The sequence below is a fragment of the Marinobacterium zhoushanense genome (assembly GCF_014641945.1).
GTDB classification, from domain to species: Bacteria; Pseudomonadota; Gammaproteobacteria; order Pseudomonadales; family Balneatricaceae; genus Marinobacterium_D; species Marinobacterium_D zhoushanense.
On the sequence record NZ_BMIJ01000005.1, the window covers coordinates 224531 to 250122 of the forward strand.

General features: G+C 60.6%; 24 protein-coding genes. 13 read left to right on the top strand and 11 right to left on the bottom strand.

Annotation, left to right across the window (positions count from 1 at the left end):
- Nucleotides 1-9: 9 nt before the first annotated feature.
- Nucleotides 10-813 carry a DUF1338 domain-containing protein gene (locus tag IEX40_RS13315; protein ID WP_188749069.1) on the bottom strand — a complete coding sequence of 268 codons (804 nt, stop codon included), beginning with the start codon at nt 811-813 and terminating at the stop codon, nt 10-12.
- 347 nt (nt 814-1160) lie between these two features.
- Between IEX40_RS13315 and IEX40_RS13320 the strand changes: the two genes are divergently transcribed.
- Nucleotides 1161-2804 (top strand): Na/Pi symporter, encoded by a 1644-nt coding sequence (locus IEX40_RS13320; RefSeq protein ID WP_229680755.1) that lies wholly within the window; start codon nt 1161-1163, stop codon nt 2802-2804.
- 85 nt (nt 2805-2889) lie between these two features.
- Here the strand turns inward: IEX40_RS13320 and IEX40_RS13325 are convergent, their stop codons facing one another.
- Nucleotides 2890-3474 (bottom strand): YceI family protein, encoded by a 585-nt coding sequence (locus IEX40_RS13325; protein ID WP_188749073.1) that lies wholly within the window; start codon nt 3472-3474, stop codon nt 2890-2892.
- 65 nt (nt 3475-3539) lie between these two features.
- On the bottom strand, nt 3540-4376 hold the full coding sequence (locus tag IEX40_RS13330; RefSeq protein WP_188749075.1) for a hypothetical protein: 837 nt from the start codon (nt 4374-4376) through the stop codon (nt 3540-3542).
- A 192-nt stretch (nt 4377-4568) separates the two neighbouring features.
- Here IEX40_RS13330 and IEX40_RS13335 point away from each other — a divergent pair, with 192 nt between their 5' ends.
- Together IEX40_RS13335 and IEX40_RS13340 are read left to right on the top strand one after the other, a co-directional pair.
- Nucleotides 4569-5282, top strand: coding sequence for a response regulator (locus tag IEX40_RS13335; protein WP_188749077.1), 714 nt, complete (start codon nt 4569-4571; stop codon nt 5280-5282).
- Nucleotides 5282-6655, top strand: a complete 1374-nt coding sequence (locus IEX40_RS13340; RefSeq protein ID WP_188749079.1) for an ATP-binding protein — start codon at nt 5282-5284, stop codon at nt 6653-6655. Before IEX40_RS13335 ends, IEX40_RS13340 begins: the two co-directional genes overlap by 1 nt.
- 43 nt (nt 6656-6698) lie before the next feature.
- On the opposite strand, the gene cynS is transcribed toward IEX40_RS13340, so the two are convergent.
- The 5 genes from cynS to IEX40_RS13365 all read right to left on the bottom strand — a co-directional run bounded on the left by cynS (nt 6699) and on the right by IEX40_RS13365 (nt 14203).
- Nucleotides 6699-7142, bottom strand: a complete 444-nt coding sequence (cynS, locus tag IEX40_RS13345) for a cyanase (RefSeq protein ID WP_188749407.1) — start codon at nt 7140-7142, stop codon at nt 6699-6701.
- A 34-nt stretch (nt 7143-7176) separates the two neighbouring features.
- Nucleotides 7177-8907: a bifunctional protein-serine/threonine kinase/phosphatase gene (locus IEX40_RS13350; protein WP_188749081.1), complete on the bottom strand. Its 1731-nt coding sequence runs from the start codon at nt 8905-8907 to the stop codon at nt 7177-7179.
- 60 nt (nt 8908-8967) lie between these two features.
- Nucleotides 8968-9810 carry a formate/nitrite transporter family protein gene (locus IEX40_RS13355; RefSeq protein WP_188749083.1) on the bottom strand — a complete coding sequence of 281 codons (843 nt, stop codon included), beginning with the start codon at nt 9808-9810 and terminating at the stop codon, nt 8968-8970.
- A gap of 346 nt (nt 9811-10156) precedes the next feature.
- Nucleotides 10157-12724 carry an AMP-binding protein gene (locus tag IEX40_RS13360; protein WP_188749085.1) on the bottom strand — a complete coding sequence of 856 codons (2568 nt, stop codon included), beginning with the start codon at nt 12722-12724 and terminating at the stop codon, nt 10157-10159.
- A 174-nt stretch (nt 12725-12898) separates the two neighbouring features.
- A complete protein-coding gene (locus IEX40_RS13365) occupies nt 12899-14203 on the bottom strand; it encodes a nitrate- and nitrite sensing domain-containing protein (protein WP_188749087.1) in 1305 nt (434 codons plus the stop codon).
- Nucleotides 14204-14332: 129 nt separating this feature from the next.
- Between IEX40_RS13365 and IEX40_RS13370 the strand changes: the two genes are divergently transcribed.
- From IEX40_RS13370 to IEX40_RS13385, 4 genes are all read left to right on the top strand, one after another.
- Complete coding sequence (locus IEX40_RS13370; protein ID WP_188749088.1) at nt 14333-14578, top strand: hypothetical protein; 246 nt, start codon at nt 14333-14335, stop codon at nt 14576-14578.
- A gap of 143 nt (nt 14579-14721) precedes the next feature.
- Nucleotides 14722-15714 carry a ubiquinone anaerobic biosynthesis protein UbiU gene (gene ubiU / locus IEX40_RS13375; RefSeq protein WP_188749090.1) on the top strand — a complete coding sequence of 331 codons (993 nt, stop codon included), beginning with the start codon at nt 14722-14724 and terminating at the stop codon, nt 15712-15714.
- A gap of 8 nt (nt 15715-15722) precedes the next feature.
- Nucleotides 15723-16619 carry a U32 family peptidase gene (locus IEX40_RS13380; RefSeq protein ID WP_188749093.1) on the top strand — a complete coding sequence of 299 codons (897 nt, stop codon included), beginning with the start codon at nt 15723-15725 and terminating at the stop codon, nt 16617-16619.
- Nucleotides 16620-16739: 120 nt separating this feature from the next.
- Nucleotides 16740-17513 carry a hypothetical protein gene (locus IEX40_RS13385; protein WP_188749095.1) on the top strand — a complete coding sequence of 258 codons (774 nt, stop codon included), beginning with the start codon at nt 16740-16742 and terminating at the stop codon, nt 17511-17513.
- Here the strand turns inward: IEX40_RS13385 and ubiT are convergent.
- A complete protein-coding gene (ubiT, locus tag IEX40_RS13390) occupies nt 17469-17975 on the bottom strand; it encodes a ubiquinone anaerobic biosynthesis accessory factor UbiT (RefSeq protein WP_188749097.1) in 507 nt (168 codons plus the stop codon). The genes IEX40_RS13385 and ubiT overlap by 45 nt on opposite strands.
- 166 nt (nt 17976-18141) lie before the next feature.
- Between ubiT and IEX40_RS13395 the strand changes: the two genes are divergently transcribed.
- The 5 genes from IEX40_RS13395 to IEX40_RS13415 all read left to right on the top strand — a co-directional run bounded on the left by IEX40_RS13395 (nt 18142) and on the right by IEX40_RS13415 (nt 22005).
- On the top strand, nt 18142-19869 hold the full coding sequence (locus IEX40_RS13395; protein ID WP_188749099.1) for a ribonucleoside triphosphate reductase: 1728 nt from the start codon (nt 18142-18144) through the stop codon (nt 19867-19869).
- 116 nt (nt 19870-19985) lie between these two features.
- Complete coding sequence (nrdD, locus tag IEX40_RS13400) at nt 19986-20135, top strand: anaerobic ribonucleoside-triphosphate reductase (RefSeq protein WP_188749101.1); 150 nt, start codon at nt 19986-19988, stop codon at nt 20133-20135.
- Nucleotides 20135-20857, top strand: a complete 723-nt coding sequence (locus IEX40_RS13405) for an anaerobic ribonucleoside-triphosphate reductase activating protein (protein WP_229680757.1) — start codon at nt 20135-20137, stop codon at nt 20855-20857. The genes nrdD and IEX40_RS13405 overlap by 1 nt, the downstream gene beginning before the upstream one ends.
- 142 nt (nt 20858-20999) lie before the next feature.
- Complete coding sequence (locus IEX40_RS13410; RefSeq protein ID WP_188749103.1) at nt 21000-21308, top strand: hypothetical protein; 309 nt, start codon at nt 21000-21002, stop codon at nt 21306-21308.
- A 1-nt stretch (nt 21309) separates the two neighbouring features.
- Nucleotides 21310-22005, top strand: a complete 696-nt coding sequence (locus IEX40_RS13415) for a helix-turn-helix transcriptional regulator (protein ID WP_188749105.1) — start codon at nt 21310-21312, stop codon at nt 22003-22005.
- A gap of 87 nt (nt 22006-22092) precedes the next feature.
- On the opposite strand, the gene IEX40_RS13420 is transcribed toward IEX40_RS13415, so the two are convergent.
- The gene (locus tag IEX40_RS13420; RefSeq protein ID WP_188749107.1) at nt 22093-22788 is read right to left on the bottom strand and encodes a glutathione S-transferase family protein; all 696 of its coding nucleotides are present in this window, start codon (nt 22786-22788) and stop codon (nt 22093-22095) included.
- A 90-nt stretch (nt 22789-22878) separates the two neighbouring features.
- Here IEX40_RS13420 and IEX40_RS13425 point away from each other — a divergent pair, with 90 nt between their 5' ends.
- Nucleotides 22879-23772, top strand: a complete 894-nt coding sequence (locus IEX40_RS13425; protein ID WP_229680758.1) for a LysR family transcriptional regulator — start codon at nt 22879-22881, stop codon at nt 23770-23772.
- Nucleotides 23773-23834: 62 nt separating this feature from the next.
- Here the strand turns inward: IEX40_RS13425 and IEX40_RS13430 are convergent, their stop codons facing one another.
- Nucleotides 23835-25586: a bifunctional protein-serine/threonine kinase/phosphatase gene (locus IEX40_RS13430; RefSeq protein ID WP_188749109.1), complete on the bottom strand. Its 1752-nt coding sequence runs from the start codon at nt 25584-25586 to the stop codon at nt 23835-23837.
- Between the last annotated feature and the right edge of the window lie 6 nt (nt 25587-25592).

Below are 25592 nucleotides of genomic sequence, written 5' to 3' on the forward strand. Positions count from 1 at the left end.
TTCAATGGCTCAATGGCTATGGGTCGACTCGAAGATCTTGTCGGCGTTACCCTCGATAAAGCCCTGAAACAGCTTGCCGGGTGACTCCTCGTAGCGCAGTGCGAACTCGTAGAAGCAGCTCGGTACGCGGTGGGTCTCGCCCTCGGCAAAGGTCACCGCGATACGGTCGGCCAGCGTCGACGATTGCTCCAGCAGCAGCTTGGGCGAGCCCTTGATCTCACCGCCCACGTCGTTGAGCGCGTAGCCCTTCTCCTTCAGCAGGTGGTTGACCGCTTTCAGGTTGGGCAGCGTCTCCAGGTGATTGACGCTGACCGTGAAATGGTTGGCCCGCAAGCCCAGTACCGACAGCCAGGCCGCGTATTCGCTCTCGTCGCGCAGGGCGCGGTAGGCTTCGTGGGTGGGCATGGCCCAGAGTCGGCCACGCCAGAAGATATCAGGGCTGGATGCGGCATCACGGGGGATCTGTGCGATATAGGTGTGCAGTATCGCCTGTACCTTGTCGGAGAGCTTGTCGATCTCCAGTTCGCTGAGGAAAATTTTCGGAGCCGTCTCATCCTGCTCATGCATGTAGGCGCGTGCATGTAACTTCTTGCTTTCGAAGCGATACTGACCGTAAGCGCGGTAACCGAGCTGTTCCAGCAGCGGTTGTAACCGCTTCAACTCGACCGGGCTGTCGGCCAGGGTGCGAAACGCCACGTGGTCGTTGATCAGCTGCTCGCCCCGTTCGACGAACAGCTGCTGGATCGCCTCCGCCTGTGGTGTGATATCCACATAGTCGTGCCAGAGCCGGTCGAAAAACTGGTGATGGTTCATGCCTCACCTCCTCCCATTGCTACAACACATGCGTACTGTCATGGGAAATTCATCTTTGCCTCTGTGTATGAGCGTAGAGCGAGTGGGGGAATCTGTCGAAACTGAGGTGCCATTAGGGGGCTACGCACTCTCCGCACAGCATTGCCGTATTTTGCCGGCCGGGGACATTTCTAATGTACAGATGCGCTGCCTATTACCATACTGACCCGGATACTGTACGTAATCACCCATCCATGGGGCTGCTCGATCCGGGCGTGCAGGCACCATCGCAGTAGACAGTACGGGTTCGGCGTCAAGGCCGGGAACCCACACCGGTGAGTAGCCTCAAGGAACGGGGTGAACCCTGCATGGACCTTTTTGTGACCTTCTTCGCAGGCCTTGGCCTGTTTTTCATCGGACTGCGTGGCTTCGCTAACGCATTCAATAACAACAACAGCCGTTTTTTTCACTCGTTGGTCAAGCTCGCGTGTCGTCGCAAGGAGCTGTCTGCTCTGATCGGTACCGTCGCCGGTGCCATTACCCAAAGCGGTGTTGCTGTCGCCTTTGTTATCGTTTCCATGGCGTCTACCGGGACGATTCAGGTGCGTCGTGCTGTGCCATTGATCGGTTGGGCTAACGTGGGGACGACCGGGTTGGTGCTGGTTGCCGCATTCGATATCCATCTATTGATCTACCTGATGCTTGGTGTTGTCGGCCTGGGCTACTACCTGAAACTCTACGACAAGGAGCGGTTCCGCTTTCCGCTTGGCGTATTGCTTGGACTGGGCCTGTTGCTGCTGGGCCTGGCGATCCTGAAAGGGGGCGCGGGTAGGCTCAATGAAGTGGCGTTGGTGAGCGATTTTCTGTCTGACGCGGACACGTCGTTACTGCTGCTGTTTCTGGCGGCAACCCTATTCGGCACTGTTGCTCAGTCGTCGGCAACTGCGGCTGCCATTGCCGTGACCTGTATCGCGTCCGGTCTGTTTACCATGGATCAGGCGCTGGTTGTGGTATTTGGCGCCAATCTGGGAAGCGCATTCTGCGTTTACTTTCTTGGGCGTGGCTTGACCGGTTCCGCCATGCAGATGGTGTTGATGCAGGTGTGGTCCAAAGCGTTGTCGGTACTGATTCTTTTGCCGGTACTGGTGTTCGAGTTATACACCGATTATCCGGGAATCAAGGCGTTCACCGCCCTGTTAGTCGAGGATCCAGGCCTGCAACTGACCTGGGCCTCGCTGTTGATCCAGGTTGTTGGTGCATTGACGCTGAGTTACATGGGTGGGCTCCTGATGGATCTCGCCGAGATCGTTGCGCCTCAAGATAGAACCCAGACGATGTCCCGACCCAAGTACCTTTTTGATCAGGCGCTGAACGATCCGGAATCGGCGCTTGGCCTTGTCGGTAAAGAGCAATCGCGCCTGGTTGGGCGGTTGCCACTCTACTTCGACGGACTACGCGCAGACGCGACTGGTGATGTGCTGGAGGTTAAGCTGCTGCATCCCGCCAGTATCAGCCTGGCGGCACACTGCCGACGCTTTATCTCTGAGCTGACAGGGCGAACACAATCGGCACCCTTGCTTGAGCGTGTGGCCGCTATGCAGTCACGCAACGAGTTGCTGGTGCATATGCTCGAGGGGTGTCGTGAACTGCAAGTGATTCTGGGCTTTGCGTTCAGGGAGACGGCCGCCAAACGGATGCGCGATAGCATGACTGAAGGGCTGCATGCGTTACTGCTGACGCTGGAGGACAGTTTGAGCGATTCGGCCGATGACTGTGAGATCCTGCTGTTGATGAGCAGCGATCGTTCGGGGCTTATGGAGAGGCTTCGCGGTGAGTTGTTGGAGTCAGAGACGTCGTTGAGCATCGAAAGTCGTCGGCAGTTGTTCGCCGCCACGACACTGTTTGAACGACTGGTTTGGCAGATTCATAACTTTGCACAGTTACTGGCACGCAGCAGTTTACAAGGGGAGCTGGAGTCAGAGGCGTTGCCGTCACTAAACTCCCCAGCCTGACGAAAAACGCCGGTACCGCTAGCATGCTAGTAATTCGGTACCGGCGGGAAGTGCTCGCCCAGCTAAAAGTACGCGGGTGCCCGAATTACTTCGGCGTAGCTTCCACGTCGATCTGCAGGTTGATCTCGTCACTGATCGCCGGCAGGCCGTAGTTCATGCCGAACTCGCTACGCTTGACCGTACCGGTAGCGGTAAAGCCAGCCAGCGGCTGCTTGTTGAACGGATGCGGACCTACCTTGTTGACCACCAGGTCCAGGGTAACCGGCTTGGTCACGCCGAGCAGGGTCAGGTCGCCCTCGAGCTTGGCAGTGTTGTCACCGGTCTTGGTGATCTTGGTGCTCTCGAAGGTCATCTCCGGAAACTCGGCCGCGTTGAAGAAATCGGGCGAGGCCAGGTGTTCGTTACGCTTGCCGTGAAAGGTGTTCACAGATTCGGTATCGATACTGATATTCACGCTGGAGTTTTCGATGTTGTCGGCATCGAATGACAGGTCGCCTTCGAACTTGTCGAAACGGCCGAACATGTTGGAGAAGCCCAGGTGGTTAACGTTGAATACCACCGCGGAGTGAGCCATGTCCAGTGCGTAGGGTTCCGGAGCTGCCTGAGCGATTCCGGTGGTAGACAGGCTTGCAGCCAGCAGGCCAGCGCCAAACAGTGCTTTTACATTCATCTTCCTATCCTCTGATTGAGACTGGTCGAAGCCAGTTGGTTTAAAGGGTTAACAGGTTATCGGTATCAGTATCCCGAACCGCTCGGTTCGAGCATCATCCAGGCGGTGCCGACCGCTACGGCGCAAATTGCCACGGCGCTGCCGGTGACCAGCACCGCACGCAGAGGCTGGTTCTCCATCTGGCGTCCAATACGGTCCACCAGCAGCAGCGGGGTCAGCAACAGCAGTGCCCAGCCATTGGCCTTGGTGTAAAACAGCATCTGTGTGCCCAGTGCCAACAGTGCGGTCAGTGCGCTCAACTGCGCGGTGGCATTGAGCGGGAAGCGCAGGGTCGGCCAGTTCCACAGCAGGAAGCCGCCGGTCGCCGCCATCAGCGCGAAGCAGGTCTGGGCCATGGAGGCAGAGGCGCCGATCAATGCGATTGCACCGGTACCGGCGCTGGCCAACAGCAGCAGGATGCCGCCATCCAGGCTGTCACGTCGGGCCAGGCAGCGGTGCTGCGCCAGCAGTGTCGCGGCGAACAGCATCGGCAACAGTATCCAGCCGGCAATATCGATACGGTCGAAACGTCCGTAAAGAAGCCAGCCGATGCCGGCAAGCGCCAGCACCGCCATGGCAGTTTGCTGCACACGGGCCTTCAGATCGAGGCTGTCGATCAGCAGACCCAGCAGCAGTGCCCCCGCTACCAGATAGGGGAGTTTCTGGGACGAGGAGCGAGGGGGAAACACCGGCGCCTGGATCAGCGCCTGACAGATCAGGAAACTTACCGCAATGGCCGCCGCGGCCAGACGAGCACCGAATACCGGACCAAGCACGAGGCGCAGCAGGCCGGTCAGGCCCAAGCTTAATAACAGTGGCAGTACCGCGCTTTGGATTAGGGGATTATCCAGTATGGATGTCACGTTCTCTCCTCACCTGATCTGATCCTGGACCTATTAGGCCCGATAAATGTAATAAAAGTTTTTCGAAGTCGGATCATTTTGTCGCAATCTGTATCAAGCCACGCAATGGGCATAGATTGATACAATTGACATTCGCACTCCTGCCCGGTGATCGGATAAGCTGATGCAGTAGTACTACCGGTTAGCACGATCATGAACAACACACCCCATATTCTCGTTGTCGACGACCACCAGGAGATCCGCGATCTGGTGGCCAACTACCTCGAGCAGTTCGACTTCCGCGTCACCACCGCCCGTGACGGCCAGGAGATGAAAAAGATCCTCGAGGTCAGCGCTATCGACCTGATCGTGCTGGACCTGATGATGCCGGGCGAGGATGGTCTGAGCCTCTGCCGTCAGCTGCGCGAATCGAGCCAGATCCCGATCATCATGGTTACCGCGATGGCGGAGCAGACCGACCGCGTGGTGGGACTGGAGATGGGCGCCGACGACTACCTGACCAAGCCGTTTTTCCCCCGTGAGCTGCTGGCGCGGATCAAGGCGGTGCTGCGCCGTGCCGAGGCCTTGCCGCGTCAGCGTGATGCGCTGGAGGTGGAAAAACTCAGTTTCGACCGCTGGGTCCTGGATGTGGCACGGCGGGAGCTGGTCGGCGAGGATGGTGTCGCAGTGCCGCTGAGCACCGCCGAGTTCAAGCTGCTGTCCACTTTTCTGGCCCACCCGCACCGGGTGTTGAGCCGGGAACAGCTGCTCGACCTGACCAGCGGGCGGCAGGCGGATGTGTTCGATCGCAGTATCGATAACCAGGTCAGCCGGTTGCGACGCAAGATCGAACGCGACAGCACCAATCCGGAGTTGATCAAAACCGTGTGGGGCGGCGGCTATATGCTCACCGTGGATGTCCAGTGATGCTGCGCTATCTGCGCCAGAGCCTGCCGGGACGGGTCATCGGCCTGCTGATCCTGATCCTGGGCATCGTCAACGCCACCACCGTGTATGTCTTTTTCGAGGAGCGCAGCCGGGCGGTGCGCCTCAGTCAGTTGGAGGATCTGATCTCGCGCAGCGCGGGGATGGACCGCCTGCTCGACGAAACACCGCCGGAGTTGCGTACCGAGGCGCTTGGGGCGGTCACCAGCGAGCGGTTCCGGTTCGATATCGGTGCAACCGCCACCGCCGACCCCTACAACCGCACCGGTGCCGAGCACCCGCTCTATCAGCGTCTGGTAGCGCTGTCCGGTAACGATGCCGCGCATGTGCAGCTGTCGATCAGCCCACGCTACTACTGGTGCTACAGCTGGGTGCAGAATCTGCTCAAGCCCAACCTGCTGTTCGATCCGGGCGATGCCGCACTGCCGATCGCCAGCCTGTCGATTCAGCGTCCGGACGGCCAGTGGCTGAACGCGACGTTGCGCTCGCCTAGCAGCCTGCCGACCTGGATCGTGCCATTGCTGGTGGCGTTGGGGCTGTTTGCATTGACCGTTTGTGTCGTGGTGGTGATCGTGCGTCAGGTGTCGGCGCCACTGGGTTGTCTCAGCCGGGCTGCCGACCGTATCGGCCGCGGTGAGCTGAGCGAGGCAATTCCGGAGCAGGGCTCCGAGGATGTGGTGCGTACCACCCGCGCCTTCAACCGCATGCAGGACCGGCTCGAACGCTTTGTTACCGACCGCACGCGGATGATGGCGGCGATCTCCCACGACCTGCGCACACCGTTGACCATGCTGCGGTTGCACGCCGAGTTCATTCAGCCCGAGAAAAGCCGCGACAAGATTCTGTGCATTCTCAACCAGATGCAGGAGATGCTTGAGGCGACGCTGGCCTTTACCCGCGAGGAATCGGTGCAGGAGGAGCGGCGTGCCGTGGATCTGGCAGCGCTGATCGGCAGTATCTGTGAAGACCTGCGTGATCTGGGTCATCCGATCGACTATGACGAGTCCCAGCGCGTGCCCTACCTGTGCCGCTCCGGCTCCATCCGCCGCGCGCTGACCAACCTGATCGAGAACGCGTGCAAATATGGCCAGCAGGCGGAGGTCGAGCTCAGCGTCCGCGACGATCGGTTGCTGATCGCGGTGCGCGACCGTGGACCTGGCATCCCGGAGGCGGACCAGCTGCGGGTGTTCGATCCCTTTGTGCGCCTCGAGACCTCACGCAGCCGGGAGACCGGCGGTATCGGCCTGGGCCTCTCCATCGCCCGCACCATCGCCCACTCCCACGGCGGAGAGATCCGCCTGGCCAACCGCCCCGAGGGCGGCCTGGAGGTGGTACTGGAGCTGCCCACCCACTGACCCTGCATTCAACGGGAACAGTGGATGGGACCTGCTGTAGCGCTCAGTAACTCTTGTAGGGCAGGAACTTGCCCGACATTACCATATTGACCCGGTCGCCCTTGGGATCGGGCTCGCGCTGGATATCCAGCGAGAAGTCGATGGCGCTCATGATGCCGTCACCGAACTCCTCGTGGATCAGCTCCTTGATCGAGCCGCCGTAGACGCTGACGATCTCGTACAGGCGGTAGAGCAGGGGGTCGGTGGGGATGCCGCCGGTGCCTTTGGAGGGTACGATCTGCAGCCAGGCCACCGCTTCGTCGGTGAGCTCGAACATCCGACCGACGATCTCCGCCTGCTCCTTGTTCAGGGTCATCTGGCCGAGACAGGCGGCGGTGGTCCACTCCTTGGAGAGGCCAACTTCCGTGGCCACATCCTTCCATTTGATCCCCTTGCTGACCTTGGCGGAGAGGATCATCTGAGTCACTTCATCGCGATTGCTGATCATCATGTAGTCCTTCTTGGTTCGTTTAGGGTTTGGTTCACATTAGCGGGTTGGCGAGCAGGTAGATCAGCGCGCAGGCCAGCAGGGCTGACACCCCCTGCCAGAACAACACCGGGTTGCGTTCGATCAGCGGCGGCCGGGTCTTGTTCAGGTACTCCCGGTTGGGATGGCGCAGATCGTAGATAAACTCCGATAGGTCGTCATAGCGCTTCTCCGGGCTTGGATGGGTCGCCCGTTTCAGTGCTTCGTCCACCCAGGCCGGTATCTCGCGCTCGTCATCCAGTATCGAGTCATACCTGAGTTTCTGCTGCGCCTTGGCGGTACGGCACTTGGCCACCTGGGTGCCATAGGGGAAACGGCCGCTGAGCATCTGGTAACAGATCACGCCGAGCGAGAACTGGTCCGAGCGCTCGCTGCCGGGAAAGCCGAGAAAGTACTCCGGTGCCGTGAACAGTGCGGTACCGAGTACCTGTTCCTGGCGGCTGACCACTGTCGCTTCGGCGATGCCGGCGACCCGGGTGGCACCGAAATCGATGATCTTCACCGTGCCGTTGCGGTCGATCATGATGTTGTCCGGACGCAGGTCCTGATGCAGCATCTCCATGCGGTGGAAAGCGCGCAGACCGCGGGCGATCTGTTCGACGATCGACCGCACGGTCTCGATATCGGGGCGCGGGTTGTCGATCAACCATTGGCGCAGGGTCTGGCCCTCAATGTACTCCATCGCCGTGTACAGGTAGTGGCGATTGCGGCCGGGCGACTCCGCCTTCAGCACGTGGGCGCTGTTGATGCGCCGCGCTATCCACTCCTCCAGCAGGAAACGCTCCAGGTAGTCCGGGTCGTCGGCCAGGTCGATGGCCGGGGTTTTCAGCGCCACCGGGTCGCCACTGGCCATATCCACAGCCAGGAACACATGGCTGCGGCTGGTGGCGTGCAGTTCGCGGACGATCTCGTAACCATCGAACTGCATGCGCGGTTCCAGCATCGGCGGCAGCGGCAGCTGCTCGATCTGCAACTGCAGCTCGGCGTGTTCCGTCCCGGGCACCTGGTCGACACGGACGATCTGCAGGGTCAGGTTGTCACCGCTGCCCCGTTCCAGCGCGTGCTTGGCGATCTGTCGGGCGGCGTTGTCGAGGGATGTCGGGTGCTCACGCAGGGTGTTGAGCAGAAACTGGGTGTCGCTGTGTTCGTAGATGCCGTCGGTGGCGAGGATAAAGGTATCCCCGGGCTTGACCGACAGGGCCTGGTAGTCGATCTCGAGCTGATCGTCGATACCGAGCGCCCGGCTCAGGTAGCTCTCCTGCTGGGAGACCCAGAGCCGATGATCCTTGGTCAGCTGTTCCAGCGCATGCTCGTGTACACGGTAGATGCGCGAGTCGCCGACATGAAAAATGTGCGCGGTGGCGGCTTTGATCACCATTGCGCTGAGAGTACAGACGTAGCCTTTATCCTTATCGTAACGGTAGTCGCTGCGCCGGGTCTGGGAGTGCAGCCAGGAGTTGGTGGCCGCTATCACCCGCTCGGCGGCAGTGCGCACGGTCCAGGCTTCCGAGGTACAGAAGTAATCGTCGAGAAAGGATTTGACCGCGGCGGCGCTGGCGATCTGGCTGACGCTGCTCGAGCTGATGCCATCCGCTATCGCCAGGGCTGCGCCCTTGAGACTCAGTTGCGGCTCTTTTGGGATCAGCGCACCGTGAAAATCCTGATTCAGCTCTTTTCGGCCCTTGTCCGAATACTGGCCAACGCTGAGCTTGAGGTGACTGGTCATATACTCAGATGCCGAAAAAAGCCCCAGCCACCCGCAGGTGACCAGGGTTTGGAAGGAAGGTTATACGGTTGCCGGCTTGGACGGAGCGGAGGTCGGAATCTCGCGCTTGGAACCGGTACGCACGTGAGTGGTGTACAGGGTCAGGCCGGTGAACGCCAGGCCGCCGACCAGGTTGCCCAGAGCGGTCGGGATCTCGTTCCAGATGAAGTAGTCGGCGATGGAGAAGTTACCGCCCATGATCATGCTGAACGGGAACAGGAACATGTTGACCACGGAGTGCTCGAAGCCCATGAAGAAGAACAGCATGATCGGCATCCACATGGCGATCACCTTGCCGCTGACATGGGTGGAGATCATCGCACCGACTACGCCGAGGGAGACCATCCAGTTACACAGCATGCCGCGGATGAAGATGGTGAACCAACCCTCTACGCCATAAGCAGCGTAACCAACCGTACGGGATTCGCCGATCTTGGCGACTTTCTCGGCGATGGCGCCGCCGTCGGTGTTGTAACCCATGGTGAAGATGAACGACATCATCACCGCCACGGTGAAGGCTCCGGCGAAGTTACCGACGAATACCAGCCCCCAGTTGCGCAGAATCTGACCCGGGGTGACACCGGGGCGCTTGTCGAGCCAGGCCAGCGGGGTGAGCATAAACACACCGGTCAGCAGGTCGAAGCCCATCAGGTAAAGCATGCAGAAACCGACCGGGAACAGGATCGCGCCGATCAGGAACACGCCGGTTTGTACTGCGACAGTGACGGCAAACACTGCTGCCAGAGCCAGGATGGCACCGGCCATATAGCCACGGATCAGGGTGTCGCGGGTGGACATGTAGATCTTGGATTCACCGGCATCCACCATCTTGGTTACAAATTCTGCGGGAATTAAGTAAGCCATATTTTTGCCTCGTTCGACGTTAAGGGATCACACACAAAGGGTTCTAACCGACTGAGAGCAACAAAAAAATGGCGTCCACACATGCCCCGCCTTTTGCAGGTGCAGTGATGGACGCCATTATCCAAAATTCTCAGCTTGTCAGATTTGAGCCAGCTTCAGCTCAAATACTGAATCGGATATAGCAGTCAGCGTGCCAAAACCTGTTTTTTGTGAAAATCCCAAATAAAGTCAAAGTGTTACATTATCATTCTGGTTTTGTTGTCAGTCTGTGCCTAGATCAAAAATGGTGCGCAGCCGGTCAGGGCTGCGCAGTTAAGGTTCATTTTATATGGTTATTAAGCGGGCGTTACGGCTGGGGCAGGGCGGTTTTGAGGTCAACGCCAGGGCCGTGCGCCAGGCGGATAGGTGCTGACATCAATCGCCGCTGCAGCGCAGCCGCCAGCAACCCCAGCGCGATGCCACCGCCGATCGCCAGGCCGTCGATCAGCGGCGAGTGCCCCTCCAGCCCCAGCATCGGCATCAGCACCTCGGGTACCAGGCGGTGCAACAGATAGATCGCGAAGGCCGCCTGCGCCAGCCGCATCAGCGGTCGCAGGCTCCAGTCGGGCAGCGGAATGCTCGGTACCAGACAGAGCAGCGCGAGTATGCCGAGCAGGCTCATGTACTTGATCCAGCCGCCATACCAGTTGCCGCCCAGATATGCGGCCAGCGGCATGATTGCGCAGCCGAGGACGATCACCAGCCAACGCTGGCGGCGCGTCTGCGCCGCACTAATGCACCAGCCGAGGGCGAACAGGTAGAGTACCCAGGGCACGGTGAACAGCGCCCGTCCGTTCATCGGCCAGAGCTGCGGAATAGTGATCCGCAGTAGTAGTGCCAGTGCCAGCAGTCCGAGGCCGAAGGTGAAGGGGGACAGCTTGGCCAGTTGTCGGCGCAGCGGCGGTATCAGGAAGGGCAGGACCACCAGCAGCGTGATCTGCACATAGGCTTCCACGAACCAGTACAGGAACGGCAGCATCTCATGGGTCGAGGGCTTGGTCAGCGCGAAGTTTCCCATCAGTAGCGCCGATACCCAGGGGACCTCGCCCCAGGCCAGGCTATAGCCTGCCAGCACGATGTAATAGGGAATGAGTACACCGAGCAGCGGGGCAAAATAGGTCCCCCAGTTGCCGGCGCAGAGCGCCTTCCAGCGGAACGATGAGACGCTCATCCCCATCAGCATCACCATCGCCGCCGCGCCGCCATATACCGGCCAGTGGGTCTGGTGTGTGACGACCACCGCCAGGATTGCCAGTACTCGCGTCACCAGATCGGTAGGCAAGCGGTTGCGCTGACCGGGGCGGGCGTTCTCCAGTTCGGCGATCGGCATCCGTTCCCAGCCCGTCGGTACGCCGCCGAGCCGTTCCTCCAGGGCCAGAGTCAGCTCCACATGGCACAGGGAGTCTCCGCCGAGGCTGGAAAAGCTGTCGTCGGGACGCACGGCACGCGGTGCAAAGCTGGCGCGAAAGGCGGTCAGTACACCGCCGCTGGCTGTTTTCTGTCCCTGTTGTGCGCGCAGTGCCGGATAATCGATCTTGCCGTTGGCGCGCCGGGGCAGTGCGCGGAGCGGATGAACACGCACATGTTGGGCGCCGATTCCGGCCAGTTGCGCTGCCTTAGCTTGGACCTCCTCCGCTGCCGGGGCCGCACCCGCCATGCCGATATGGATCTGCCGGTCGTCCCCCCAGACCGCGACCTCCGGGGCGAAGTGGGCCAGGGCGCGCTCCAACGCGTCATGACCGATGCGCAGGCCCGCGATCTTGGACATGCGCGACAGGCGGCCGGTGATACGGTAGATCCCGGCGCGATCGCGCCGGGCCAGGTCGCCGGTAGCCAGTTCATCGAGTTCAGCGCCATGGGCCAACTCCCGGTATCCCTCGGCATAGCCCATCATCACATTGGGCCCGCGGTAGATCAGTTCGCCCTCTGCTTCCGCGGTTTTAATCTCGGTTCCCTGTGCGTCACGCAGAGCCAGCGCGCCACCGGGGATGGCGATGCCGATCGCGTCGGGCTTATCCAATGCCATTTCCGGGGGCAGCCAGGCGATACGCGCGGTGGCCTCGGTCTGACCATACATGACCACGAAGCGCCCCTCATGACGCGCCATCAGCTTGGCCCAGTGCACCACCTTGGCCGGCTCCATGGCACCGCCGGCCACGGTCATGAAACGCAGGCTGGCAGGCAGATGATCGGCCAGGCCTGCGCTTTCCAGCAGGGTGAAGTGGTGTGGTACGCCCGCCAGATTGGTGACGCCACTGCGCGCCAGGGCCTGGTTGAATCCGGCGCTGAGCACCGACTCCCCGTGCAGCCAGAGCGATGCGCCCTGGAGCAGATGAGAGTGCAGCACCGACAGGCCATAGGAGTAGTGCAGCGGCAGTATCAGCGCGGCGCGGTCATCCGCCTGGATATCGAGGTACTCGGCGATAGATCCGGCATTGGCCTCCAGCGCCTGACGCGAGAGTCGTACGCCACGCCCCTGGCCGGTACTGCCGGAGGTCTGCAGCAGTAGCGCCAGCTCAGGGTGAGGCTCGGCGGCTTGCCAGTCGTGCCGCTCCGGCTCCCAGCGACCGTTGCGACGGTAGAAGCTCAGGGCTGGACGAAAGCGTTGGCTGAGCGAGCGCATCGTATCCGGGGTATCGACCGGCACCGGCATCACGGCATGGCCTGCGGCCAGGGTGCCGACATAGGCGGCAATTGCCTGAGGGTCGGAGGCCGCCTCGATCGCGATCAACTGCGGGGTATCGTATTGGTCGAGGGAAGCCGCAAAGCGGGCAGCTTGTTCGGCCAGCTCGGCATAGCTGAGCAGGATACCGCTGGCATCCAGTAAACAGGGTTGAGCCCCGAGAGCTCGGAAACGATCCAGGTCGAACAGCATGGTGGATGTACTACAAAAAATGGGTGATTAGAGGTAGATGACAATATTAAGACAAATGAGAATTAATCGTGAATAGAAATTTTCAACTTACCCACCGTGCAAGTTGAAAACACTTGGTGTGCACCAAGATGGCGCGCGGTCCTTGTCGATGGCCGGAAATGAAGCGCAGCTCGACTAGTGCGGCAAGCCGTTGCTCTTGCCCTTCAGCTGCTCGATGTCGGCGATCAGCTTCTGCGCGACCGCTGCCAGCGAGCGGTTTTGCGCCATTGAGGTTTGCTGCAGCAGCCGGTAGGCCTGCTCTTCGGTCAGCCCGCGGAACTGCATCAGCAGCCCCTTGGCACGTTCCAGCGTCTTGCGATCCGACAGCGCCTGTCGGGCGGCCGTGAGTTCGTCGTGCATCTGTTTCAGCCCCTCAGCCTGTTGCCTGACCAGGCCGTAGAGCGAGTGCACCCAGTCGCTGCTGGTGGCGCCCGAGCTGCCAGCTTCCGTCGGCGCCGGGGCCTGTTCCGGCGCGAGCAGCATGGTCAGCGGCGAGGCACCGGGCTCATGCAGGGAGGCGATCAGCTCCAGGCTGTCGTGATGTTTTTTCAGCTCCTTGTTCGCCTCGCGCACGCGCTGCTGACTCAATTGCAGCAGGGCATCGGCCAGTTGCCGCTCCAGTTGTTGCATCCTGTCGATCCGCCGGGTGGCCGCGTCATACCAGACCTCGCTGATCTCGGACGGCAGTCCGGTACCGGGTTGGACACGGGCGATCAGCAGACGCAAGCGTAGAAACTCCAAGGTCTCTTCGTGGTTTTCCAGTTCACGCCAACCGTCTATTGGAGCGGCTTGCGCAAACTCCTCGAAGGTGTGGAAGCTTTGCTGCTGGCTGTCGACCAGGTCAGACAACCGGTGCAGCAGCGCTTGATCGAACTCACCCGCGGCGAAGCCGATCACCGCCCAGGCCCGCTCCTGTCCTGCGTACTCCTTGCCCTGCATGAAATTGAACATGGCCACCAGCGCGCGGGTGATCTCGGGATCGTCGGAGATGTCGGCGGCTTCGAAGATCACCGACAGCAGGGCGGTTATCAGGCGATTGAAGGCTTGGGTACTCTCGGTGGCAGTCAGCGCCCGTTGGCCGATCTGCTCACGCAGGGCTTGAAGGCCGTCCAATCCATGCAGCGCATAGGCGATATTGTTGAACAGGCGTGCACTGCCGACCCGGGTCCAGCTTTCGATATCCAGTTGCTCAAGTCGGCACCTGAAGCCTTGTTCGGCGTGCAGAGCCGTTGGGATCTGCTGCAGGCGCTGGCGAGCGAAACGCACGCCTTTAGAGGCAAGAAACACGTTGGATAACCCGCGCTCGCGCTGCAGCTCATGGATCAGGTTGCTGACCTGGGTCACCAGTTCGCAACTGGCCATCAACTGGCGCAGCAGGGCGATCTCCGAGCGCTTGGAGGCGAGGAAGAAGGTTTCGGTTGCCAGGGCGTTGCCGGTCATCGACTGATCCATATAGAGTCACAAGTCCGTTGAGTGCAGCAAATCCTATACCAGTGTTGGTATGGCGCTGGCGAGGCTGCGGCGGTGGATGTTACTGTGTGGCCCCACCGAGCCTACGGAGAGAGTGCGATGAAAGAGTTTATGTACGCCTTGGCCTTGTGTTTGTTGATGGCGTCGGGTTGGAGCATCTCCAAAGCACCGAGTGAGCGCGCGATAAAAGCCGCGCCCGATGCGGCCACCGCCGCTCAACTCGAGCAGGAGCGCGGACAGATCCGCGCCATCGCCGGCGGTGCCCTGGTCTTGGCACTGGTGTGTGGGGTGGTGGGCTGGCGCTCCAAAAGCCGTGAGGATGCAGATAGGAAAAAGCTCGATTGATCAAATCGGGCCGCGCTACCTGCAGTAATAGGTACAGGCTTTCTGGCCCGCTTGGTAAAGCATCTGCTCCTTGATAAACATCATGTCGCTGTACTTCCCGAACCGCTAGGCTGGGCGCACTCGTTTTCGCTCAGGAGGTTGCAGTGGAACTGGTGTGTCCCGCCGGGAGTTTTCCCGCCCTGAAGGCGGCCGTGGATAACGGTGCCGACGCCGTCTACTTCGGCTTTCGCGATAAAACCAACGCGCGTCAGTTTGCCGGTCTCAACTTCGACCGCCGCAAAGCGGAGAAGGGGATCGACTACGCCCGCAGCCGAGGCGTCAAGGTGCTCTGTGCTATCAACACCTATCCCCAGCCCGAGGGCTGGTCCAGCTGGCAGGCGGCAGTGGATATGGCCGCCGACCTGGGTGTCGATGCGCTGATCGCTGCCGATATGGGAGTATTGGGCTATGCCGCCGAACGCCATTCCGCGCTGCGTCTGCACTTGTCGGTACAGGGGTCGGCCACCAATTACGAGGCGCTGAACTACTACCGTGACCAGTTCGGCATCCAGCGTGCTGTGCTGCCCCGGGTGCTGTCACTGGCGCAGGTGGAACATCTGGCCGCGCACACCCCGGTGGAGCTGGAGGTATTCGCCTTCGGCAGCCTTTGTATCATGGTCGAGGGGCGCTGTTATCTATCCTCCTACCTGACCGACGAATCCCCCAACACCTGCGGCGCCTGCTCGCCGGCCAAGGCCGTGCGCTGGCAGGAGACCGCGCGCGGGCTGGAGTCACGCCTGAACGAGGTGCTGATTGACCGCTATGCCGATGGCGAAAAGGCCGGTTATCCCACCCTGTGCAAGGGGCGTTTCGAGGTGGAGGGCAACGTCTACCACGCCATGGAAGAACCGACCAGCCTCAACACTCTGGACCTGATCCCGGAGCTGAAACGGATCGGTATCCAGGCGGTCAAGATCGAGGGTCGGCAGCGCAGCCCCGCCTACGTGTCCCAGGTCACCCGGATCTGGCGCGAGGCGCTCGACAACGCCGCAACGCAGGGTGCCTTCAAGGTACAACCGCAGTGGGACCGCGGGCTGGAGGCGCTGTCCGAGGGCAGCACCACCACTATCGGTGCCTATCATCGCAGCTGGCAGTAGGGGGATAGATGGACAAGGCATTGAAACTGACCCTGGGGCCGCTGCTCTACTTCTGGCCCAAGCAGGATGTGTATAACTTCTACGCCGAGATGGCGGAGCAACCGCTGGATACCGTCTACCTGGGCGAGACGGTTTGTTCCAAGCGGCGTCAGCTCAAGCTCGACGACTGGATCGAGATCGGCCGTGACCTGCGCGCCTGCGGCAAGCAGGTGGTGCTCTCCAGCCTGGCGCTGCTGGAGGCAGAGTCGGAACTGAAGATGCTGCGCCGCATCTGCGCCAACGGCGAATTCCAGGTCGAGGCCAACGATATGGCCGCGGTGCAGTTGCTGAGCAGCCAAGGGGTGGAGTTCGTCACCGGCCCGTCGATCAATATCTACAACCTGGGTACGCTCAAGCGACTCTACAACAGCGGCATGCGCCGCTGGGTGATGCCGGTGGAGCTGTCGGCGCAGACGCTGGAGCAGCTGCTGCAGCAGGTCGCGCAGGATGGCTCTCTGCCCGAGTTGGAGACCGAGGTGTTCGCTTACGGCTGCCTGCCGCTGGCCTATGCCGCCCGCTGCTTCACCGCCCGCTACCGCAACCTGCCCAAGGACAACTGCAACTTCTGTTGTATCGAGTACCCGGACGGCATCCCGGTGCGCTCGCAGGAGGGGCGCGAGTTGTTCACGATGAACGGCATTCAGACCCTGTCCGGGGAGCACTACAATCTGGAGCACGAGCTGGATGCCATGCAGGTCATGGGCGTGGACAGGGTGCGGTTGAGCCCGCAGCGGCAGCGGATGGCAGCTGTAATCAAGCGTTTCAGTCAGCGCCTGAAGGGTGAACAGAAAGATACCATCCCACTGCTCAGCGCCGGTCAATGCAACGGCTACTGGTACGGGTTACCGGGCATGGACAGGGTGTAGCGATCCGACAGGCGACAGGTTTTCCGGCAGTAGATGAAGCCTGCTCCCGATACTGATAAGCTGGCGACTTCGCTGGTTTAAACGATCGTTTACCTCTGTTCTGAACGGGAAGAAGTGCGCATGACGGTGCGGTGGTCGCTGTTGTATCCCTCGGTAAAGAAGATGCAGGTACGTGTCATTGGCACGGCTTTTCTGCTGGGTTGCCTGTTTGTCCCCGAGGTGCACAGCGCCCCCCAGGTGGCGGCTGATTCGACAGCGCAGCAGTACCGGCTTCTGGCCCGTATCGACCGGTTGGAGGCGGAAGAGAAGGGCGATTCGGTGATCGCGTTCCGCTCCGAACTATTGGAGGCGGCATCATCGGATCCGGCTATCGCGGCGATGCTGGAGGAGACGCGGCATCAATTCGAGACGCGTCGGCAAGCGTTGCAGCAGGTGCAGCAGCAGTTGCGCGACCGGATACAGCAGGCGGCAGCGGCCATCGACGAGCAGCAGCAACAGCTGAGTAGCAACCGAAATCGGATAGCGCTGATCAGCGACAAGTTAAAAAGTCTGCACGCGGCGATAGAAAAGGGGCTGATCGGGCAAAACTATGTCGACGCCCTGCGCAGTGAGGTTGAGCAACTGGAAGCGCTCTGCGGTGAAATGGAGGACGGTATCGCGCAGGCCAAGTGGAGCGTTGCCGAATACCAGCTCGAGCAATCGCGCCTGGAGTTGGACCGGCGCCGAGTGGCGCAGGCCGAATTGGAGGCGCTGACGGCGAAGTTACTGAAGTCAGCACCGAATCAGATGGCGTCTCCAGACTCCCGAGCAGCGGCTCAGGCAGATGAGACACCAGATTCGAGCGGAAGCTCATCCCTGCAGACGTCGCAGAGCGTGCAAACCACGCTGGAATAGCGGCGGCATCTCGCTCCAGTCCACACTATCCAGAAGATTCTTTACCGCCAGTCCCAGCTCGGTATCGCCCTCGATCAGCAGGCGGCGCTGGAAGAACAGAGTGTCCGGATCCTCCTCCAGCGTCGCCAGGCGGAGAAACTCGCCTGAGTCGCCGCGGATCCAGGCATCTGGACTCTTTTTAGAACCGCTGGCCGGCTCCACCTTTAACTGGCCATCGCGATAGCCAAACGCCAGACGCAGCCCCAGATCCCTAACCTCCAGCCCCAGTTGGCGCTGCTCCATAAAGTCGAACTCCTCATCCTCCAGCTGCTGCCGGAATAACCGGTTCAATAACCTTTCCAACAGCTGTCGTTTGAGCCGAAACGGGATATGTGGCTCGGTCCTGCTGAACAGGCTACGCAGATTGGGAGACAGGCTGGGCAACAGGCGAAAGGGAAGCGGGGGGCGGGGGAGAAAGATCATACGGAAGCTCCTGATACTGTTGCCTGATACTAGGCGAAAATTTTTTTCCGGCCCTTGATGTCAGTCAAGGTGTGGGCGCGGCACTGCTGCCGATAATGATCTATATGTTGTGGTGTAAGAATTAAATAGGCACTACATGTAGTGATTGGCGGATAGCGAGGCGGCAATGGATAGATACGCGAACGTGGAGGTGAGAAGCACAGTCGACGAGTACCTGGAGCGCAGCGACTGGCGGGTCAACGCCAACGCCAACCAGGGCTATTCGCTGGGCGGGCTGATCCTGAATGTGTCTGGTAAGGTGATCGCCAACTACTGGCTGAACGAGGTCTACACCCCGTTGATCGGCATGGCGCATCGCGAAGGGGACCTGCATATCCACGATCTGGACATGCTATCCGGATACTGCGCCGGCTGGTCGCTGCGCACCCTGCTGTTCGAGGGACTCAACGGCATTCCGGGGCGGCTGGAGAGCGGTGCGCCCAAGCATCTATCCAGCGCCGTGGGGCAGATCGTCAACTTCCTCGGCACGCTGCAGAATGAGTGGGCCGGAGCCCAGGCCTTCAGCTCCTTCGATACCTACCTGGCGCCGTTCATCCGCAAGGACAACCTGGCCTACGAGCAGGTACTGCAGTGCATGCAGGAGCTGATCTACAACCTCAACGTACCCTCGCGTTGGGGCACCCAGACCCCGTTTACCAACCTGACCTTCGACTGGCACTGCCCGGACGATCTGAAGCAGCAGATACCGGTCATTGCCGGCGAGGAGATGCCGTTCAGCTACGGCGAACTGCAGGCCGAGATGGACATGATCAACCGCGCCTATCTGGAGGTGATGGACGCGGGTGATGCCAAGGGGCGGGTGTTCACCTTCCCGATCCCGACCTACAACATCACCAAGGATTTTGACTGGGACAGCGCCAACGCCGAGCTGCTGTTTCGGCTCACGGCCAAGTACGGACTGCCCTATTTCCAGAACTTCATCTGCTCCGACCTGGAGCCGAACATGGTGCGCTCCATGTGTTGCCGCCTGCAGTTGGACCTGCGCGAGTTGCTCAAACGCGGCAACGGCCTGTTTGGCTCCGCCGAACAGACCGGCTCCATAGGCGTGGTTACGATCAACTGCGCGCGGCTGGGCTACCTTTACAACGGCGACTGGCAGGGGCTTTACGAGCACCTGGACCACCTGCTGATACTGGCCAAGGAGTCACTGGAACTGAAACGGCGCCGTATCCAGCAGTTGATGGACGAGGGGTTGTTCCCCTACACCAAGCGCTACCTGGGCACCCTGCGCAATCACTTCTCCACCATCGGCGTGAACGGCATCAACGAGATGCTGCGCAACTTCAGCGATGACCACATCGATATCTCGTGTGACGAGGGGCAGGCGCAAGCGTTGAGGCTGCTGAACCATATCAACGAACGCCTGACCCAGTTCCAGGAGCAGACCGGCCACCTGTACAACCTGGAGGCGACACCGGCGGAGGGCACCACCTACCGTTTCGCCCGCGAGGATCGCAAGCGCTGGCCCGATATCCTCCAGGCCGGCACCCGCGAGCACCCCTACTACACCAACTCCAGCCAACTGCCGGTGGGGTATACCGACGATCCCTTCCTGGCGCTGGAGAAGCAGGATGCGCTGCAGACCCGCTATACCGGCGGCACTGTGCTGCACCTGTACATGCGTGAGCGGATCTCCAGCGTGCGCGCCTGCAAGCAGATGGTGAAGCAGGCATTGAGCAACTTCGCGCTGCCCTATATCACCATCACCCCGACCTTCTCCATCTGTCCACACCACGGCTACCTGGCCGGGGAGCATGAATACTGTCCGCGCTGCGACGAAGAGCGACTGCAGCAGAAACTCACACAGAATCAACAAGCACCCGCCTGCACCTGACGGGGCGGCACTAAAACCAAAGCAAAACCAGGTTAAAGCAAGGCCAAACCACACTAGGGCCAAACGAAACTAAGGCCAAACCAAATTAAGGCCAAACCAAATTAAGGAGAGTCATCATGAACGCAGCCAAACTACTGAAACCGGAAGAGCGTCAGCGTTGCGAAGTCTGGACCCGGGTGATGGGTTACCACCGGCCGGTATCCCAGTTCAACGCCGGCAAACGCTCGGAACACCGGGAGCGTCGCCACTTCGTCGAGAAAGGCTGATGGCAATGCGGCTGCGCACACCGAAGGAGCTGCGGGTCAGCGGCATGACACCGCTGACCACAATTGACTTCCCGGACCACCTGGCCTGCGTACTCTATACCCAGGGCTGTCCGCTGCGCTGCCGCTACTGTCACAACCCCCAGCTGATCCCCTTTGGCGATCAGCTGGCGTCCCTATCCTGGCTGGAAATTGAAGAGTTCCTGCACAGGCGACAGGGTCTGCTCGAAGCCGTCGTGTTCAGCGGTGGAGAGCCAACCCTGCAGCCCGCCCTGGCCGCGGCGATGGCCGTGGTCAGGGAGCTGGGTTTCAAGGTCGGGCTGCACACTGCCGGGGTCAGCCCCGAGCGCTTGGCGCAGCTGCTGCCGCTGGCCGACTGGGTCGGCCTCGATGTCAAAGCCCCATTCCACCGTTATCCACAGGTCACCGGTCGCAACCACCAGGCGCAGCAGAACCGCAACAGCCTGGCACTGTTGCTGGCGTCGGATGTCCGCTTCGAATGCCGCACCACCGTGGACTGGCGCCTGTTTACGCCGGACGAACTGCACGACCTGGCCCGCCAGTTGGCCGAGCTTGGCGTACAACGTTACGCGGTGCAGATCAACCAGGCCCGCAACTGCCTCGATCCCGAGCTGGAGCAGACGGTCACTCTATCGACCGAACAGCTGAGGGTTCTGAAACAGAAGTTGGCTGCGCTGTTCCCGGTATTTGATTGGCGGGAGTAGGGTCGCGCCCTGCGAACTCATTTGGCTGGCGTGAGCCACCCCAATATCAATCCTGCTCTCCACTACTGACAGAGTCTGACAGTGGCTCCCTCTAGACTTCGTACCTGTGCATATCGCACGGAACATTCGTAGAGGAACCACTATGAGCAAGTGTATCGAAACCGTAACTTTTAAACTAAATGCAGGGAGTGACCTGTCCGCTTTTATCGACGCAAACGGGAAAGTGAACGCCTGGGCGCGCGAGCAGCCGGGATTTTTGACCCGTGACCTGTCCCAACTGGAGGATGATACCTGGCTGGATGTTGTCTACTGGGCCACGATGAGCGACGCTAAGCGGGCCGGTGAGACCTTTATGAGCGCGCTGGGCGATAGCGCATTCATGTCGATGATCGATCCGGCCTCGGTCAAGATGTCCCACGGCGAACTGCGCGTCGCCATTCAATCGGAATGATATGAGTAAAGCGGAGCGTCTGTTCAATCTCTATACCCTGCTGCGTGCCCGGCGGACCGCAATAACGGCAGACGCCATTGCGTCCGCGCTGGAGGTCAGCGTACGCACCGTGTACCGGGATGTGCAGGCGCTCACGCTGTCCGGCGTACCGATCGAGGGCGAGCCGGGCGTCGGCTATCTTCTGCGCCCAGGCTATGAGCTGCCGCCGTTGATGTTCAACGCCGAGGAGGTGCTTTCGCTGATGGTGGGTATCCGCATGGTGCGCGCGTTTACCGATCCCGATCTTGCCAGGGCGGCGCAACAGGCGGAACAGAAGATAACCTCAGTGCTGACGGAGCCGCTCAAGGCGCGTGCCGAAAACCAGCCCTACCGTATACCGGTGCTTGCCCAGGACGATGCGCTCAGAGAGGTGCATCGCACTCTGCGCGTTGCCTGCGAAGCGCAGCGAAAGGTGCATGCGATCTATGTTGATGAGCAGCAGAAAAGGACGGAACGGATGTTATGGCCGCTGGGGATAATCGGTTGGACAGGTCGCTGGACCCTGCTTGCCTGGTGTGAAACAAGGCGAGATTATCGCAACTTCCGTTTCGACCGCTTTGAGGCACTGACGTGTCTGGACGCGCGATTCACACCTACTCCGGATATCAGCATTCGCCATTTCTTCGAGACGGTGATCGGTGTTCCCGACAAGGGTTGACGACAGAGTCTCTAACCAAGGCGATCCGGGGAAAAACGGCGGCCTTCGTTGTTACTGATAACCAATGAAGGCCGCTCAATCCGGAGTCTATAAGGCGGCATGTTCAGGCTGAAGCAAGCGGGCAAGCCAGCTGTTCCGGGCCTGCACGAAAGCGATCAGCGCCTGTGGATAATCGGGATCGACCGCCTGCCTGACTGACTCTCTCTGCCGCAGCGACTGCCGCCAGTGTTGGACGTTGGGCAGGCCGTCGAAGATCCCGAGATCGGTCCTTGACTCGAACACATCGAAGTAGCGGAAGATCGGCCCATACACCGCATCAACCAGACCGAACGCCGTGCCGGTGAAATAGGGTGCGGCGATGACCGGCTCAAGCCGCAGAAAACGCTCCCTCAATGCCTGCCGTGCTGCGTCGAAGTCCACTTCATAACCCGCGTTGTAGAGCCGGGCGATCAGATTCAGGACGGCGGAGCCGAACTCGATCCAGGCCCTGTGTTGCGCTCGTTGCAGCGGTTCCTCCGGCAATAGCGGCTTCTCGGTGATCTCGTCCAGGTATTCGCAGATCACGGCGGATTCGAACAGCGTGTGCCGATGGTCGATCTGCAGCAAGGGTACCTTGCCGGTGGGCGACAGCTCCCGGAACCACTCGGGTTTAGCTGCCAGGTCGATATCGGTGCGGGTATAGGGCACACCCTTCTCGATCAGGGTGATGACCGAGCGCTGCACGTAGGGGCAAAGCTTGTGGCTGACCAGGTGAAGATGGCGGGCGTTTATTTCGATACTCATGACGATACCTCCTGCTGTTCTGACAGGGGCAGTATTGGTCTTGCGTTAATCATCGTAAATTGCGAATTTATTCAAAGTAAATTTGCATAAATGCAAATTAAGGACTGGGGGTTGACGGTGGACTGGAATGGGTTGAAGAGTTTTCTGGCGATTGCCGAGTCGGGCTCGCTATCCGGCGCGGCGCGGGATCTGGGGGTTAACCACTCCACCATGTTCCGGCGGTTGCAGTCCTACGAGGCCGAGCTGGGTGGGCGTCTGTTCGACAAGATCGATAACCGTTATGTGTTGACGCAGCTGGGCGAGGAGCTGCTCGACCGTGGCCGGCAGATCGCCTCCCAATTCGAGGAGATCGAGCGTCGTATTGTCGGCAAGGATGTGCTGCCAAGGGGGCGGGTCAGAATCACCGCCCCCTACAACATCGCCAACCGTTTTTTGCCACGCGCACTGGCAGCCTTGCGCGCTACCTATCCCCAGATCCTGATCGAGGTGCTGTCCAGTAATCTGGAAGTGAACATGAACAGCCGGATCGCCGATATCGCGATACGGGTCACCGCCAACCCGCCGGAGCATCTGATCGGGCGCAAACTGGTCTCCATCCCCTGGGGCATATTCGCGTCGCCTTCCTATCTGGAGGGTCGGGAAACGCCCTTCTCTCTGGATGCTCTTGCCGAGCATCGGCTGATTGGCGGTACGGGACAGATGTTGAATCTGCCTGCATTCAGCTGGCTTGAGCAGCACTACCCGGTGCAGATCGCCACCCGCTGCGATGAGCTGACGGCGATGTCCCATTTTGCCGAGCAGGGGCAGGGACTGGCGTTTCTGCCGATGGATCAGGCGCGGGAGGGGATCGTCTGTCTGGGCGAATTCCTGCCCGGCAAGAGCAGTGATCTCTGGCTTTTGACCCATCCGGATCTGCGGCGCACCGAGCGTATCCGCTTGGTCATGGAGCATCTGACCGGTTACTTCCGCCAGATCGCATATTGAGCGGGTTCGGTCGATCTCATGCCTTTAAGTCGACTATTGGCTTGGTAGAGGTCGGCAAGGATCTATTTCAACCAGAACGCGATCAGCGTGAACAGCGCGATCATGAACCAGACCAGCGACATCAACTGCCAGAACAGCAGCGCGTTGGGGTGCTTCTGCTCCGCCTCGCGCGGAACCAGGAACTCCGGGTTGGGCTGGGTCAGGTCCTGCATCATCCGGTCGATGCAGTCATAGCGCTGGCTGGGGTCGATGGCCAGCGCCTTCTCCAGCGCGCGGTCGAACCAGACCGGGATGATCGGGTTGTGGCGGTCGGCCGGGATATAGGCGAGCTTCTGCAGCTGCTGCGGCTTGTCGCAGTTCTCCAGCCCGTTGCCGTAGGGCAGGTGGTGGGTGAACAGCTCGTAGGTGATCGCGGCCAGTGAGAACATATCGCCGCGGATACCGGTATTCTGGCCCAGACGGAACACCGGGTCGGAGTAGTTCAGCGTGCCCAGCACCCGGTCGCGCTTGAGCGGGACGAAGATCTCGTTGATCCCGGCCACGAACACCGAGCCGAAATCGACGATTACCGCGCTGTTGTCGGGGCGGACCATGATATTGCTCGGCTTCAGGTCCTGGTGCAGCGTCTCACGCTGGTGGAACGCCTTCAGGCCATCGGCGATCTGCTTGATCAGCTCGATCGCCAGCGCCGGTTTCGGTATCGGGTTCTGTTTCATCCAGCGGTCCAGTGATACCCCCTCCACCGGTTCCATCAGGTAGTAGAGGAAGGTCTTCGGGCGGTGGGCGATATGGATACGCACCACGTGATCGTTGCTGATGCGGCTACCGACCCACTCCTCCATGATGAAGCGTTCGATATAGGCGGCGTCATCCTCGAAGTTGCGCGACGGCGTCTTCATCACCCAGCGCTCGCCGCTCTCGATCTCCTGTACCTGGTACAGCTGGCTGCGGCTGCTGGCGTACAGCTCCTCTTCGATCAGGTAGCCGTCGATCTTCATCCCCGGTTCCAGCTCCGGCGGGAAGGGCAGCGCGGTGAGCTGTTCGGTGAGCTGGTCCAGTGAGGCGTCGTGCAGTTGATCGACGCGGACCAACTGACAGCTCAGGTTATCCCGGCTACCGGCCCGGTAGGCGGCGTTGACCAGTGCCTCGCAACAGCTCTTCAGCTCGCCGCTGCTGCTGGCCAGGCGCAGCAGCGTTTCCGGATCCAGCGAGTCATGCACGCCATCGGTGGTGAGCAGAAACAGGTCGCCCGGTTCGATCTCCAGCGGCCGGTAGTCGATCTCCAGGTGGGTATCCATGCCCATGGCGCGGGACAGGCAGCCCTCACGCTTGTTGAGCTGGGTGACATGATCCTCGGTCAGCTGGTCGAGACGACCGTCCCGAATCAGGTAGATACGGCTATCGCCGATATGGAACAGGTGCGCGGTGCGCGACTTGATCACCAGCAGCGACAGCGTACAGACGTAGCCGCGGGTGCTGGAGAGGTACTCATGGCTGCGTGAGTAGAGGGTGCGGTTGATCGAGGTGAGCACCTTCTGCGCGGACTTGCCCACGGTCCAGATATCGGGGGTGTCGAAATAGTCGCTGAGAAACTCGCGCACACAGATTTCCGCCGCCTCGCCACCCGCTTCGGCGGTGCTGACGCCATCGGCGATCACCGCCACCGCGCCCTTGGTGGTCAGCAGGTTGCCCTCGGGCTGAACGAAGCCGAGGCAGTCCTCGTTTCGCTCCTTGCGCCCCTTGTCGCTGCACTGTCCGACGGACAGCTGGATCTCATCCCGTAGATACATCGCCTGCAGGTTCAGGTTGCTCATCCGGCC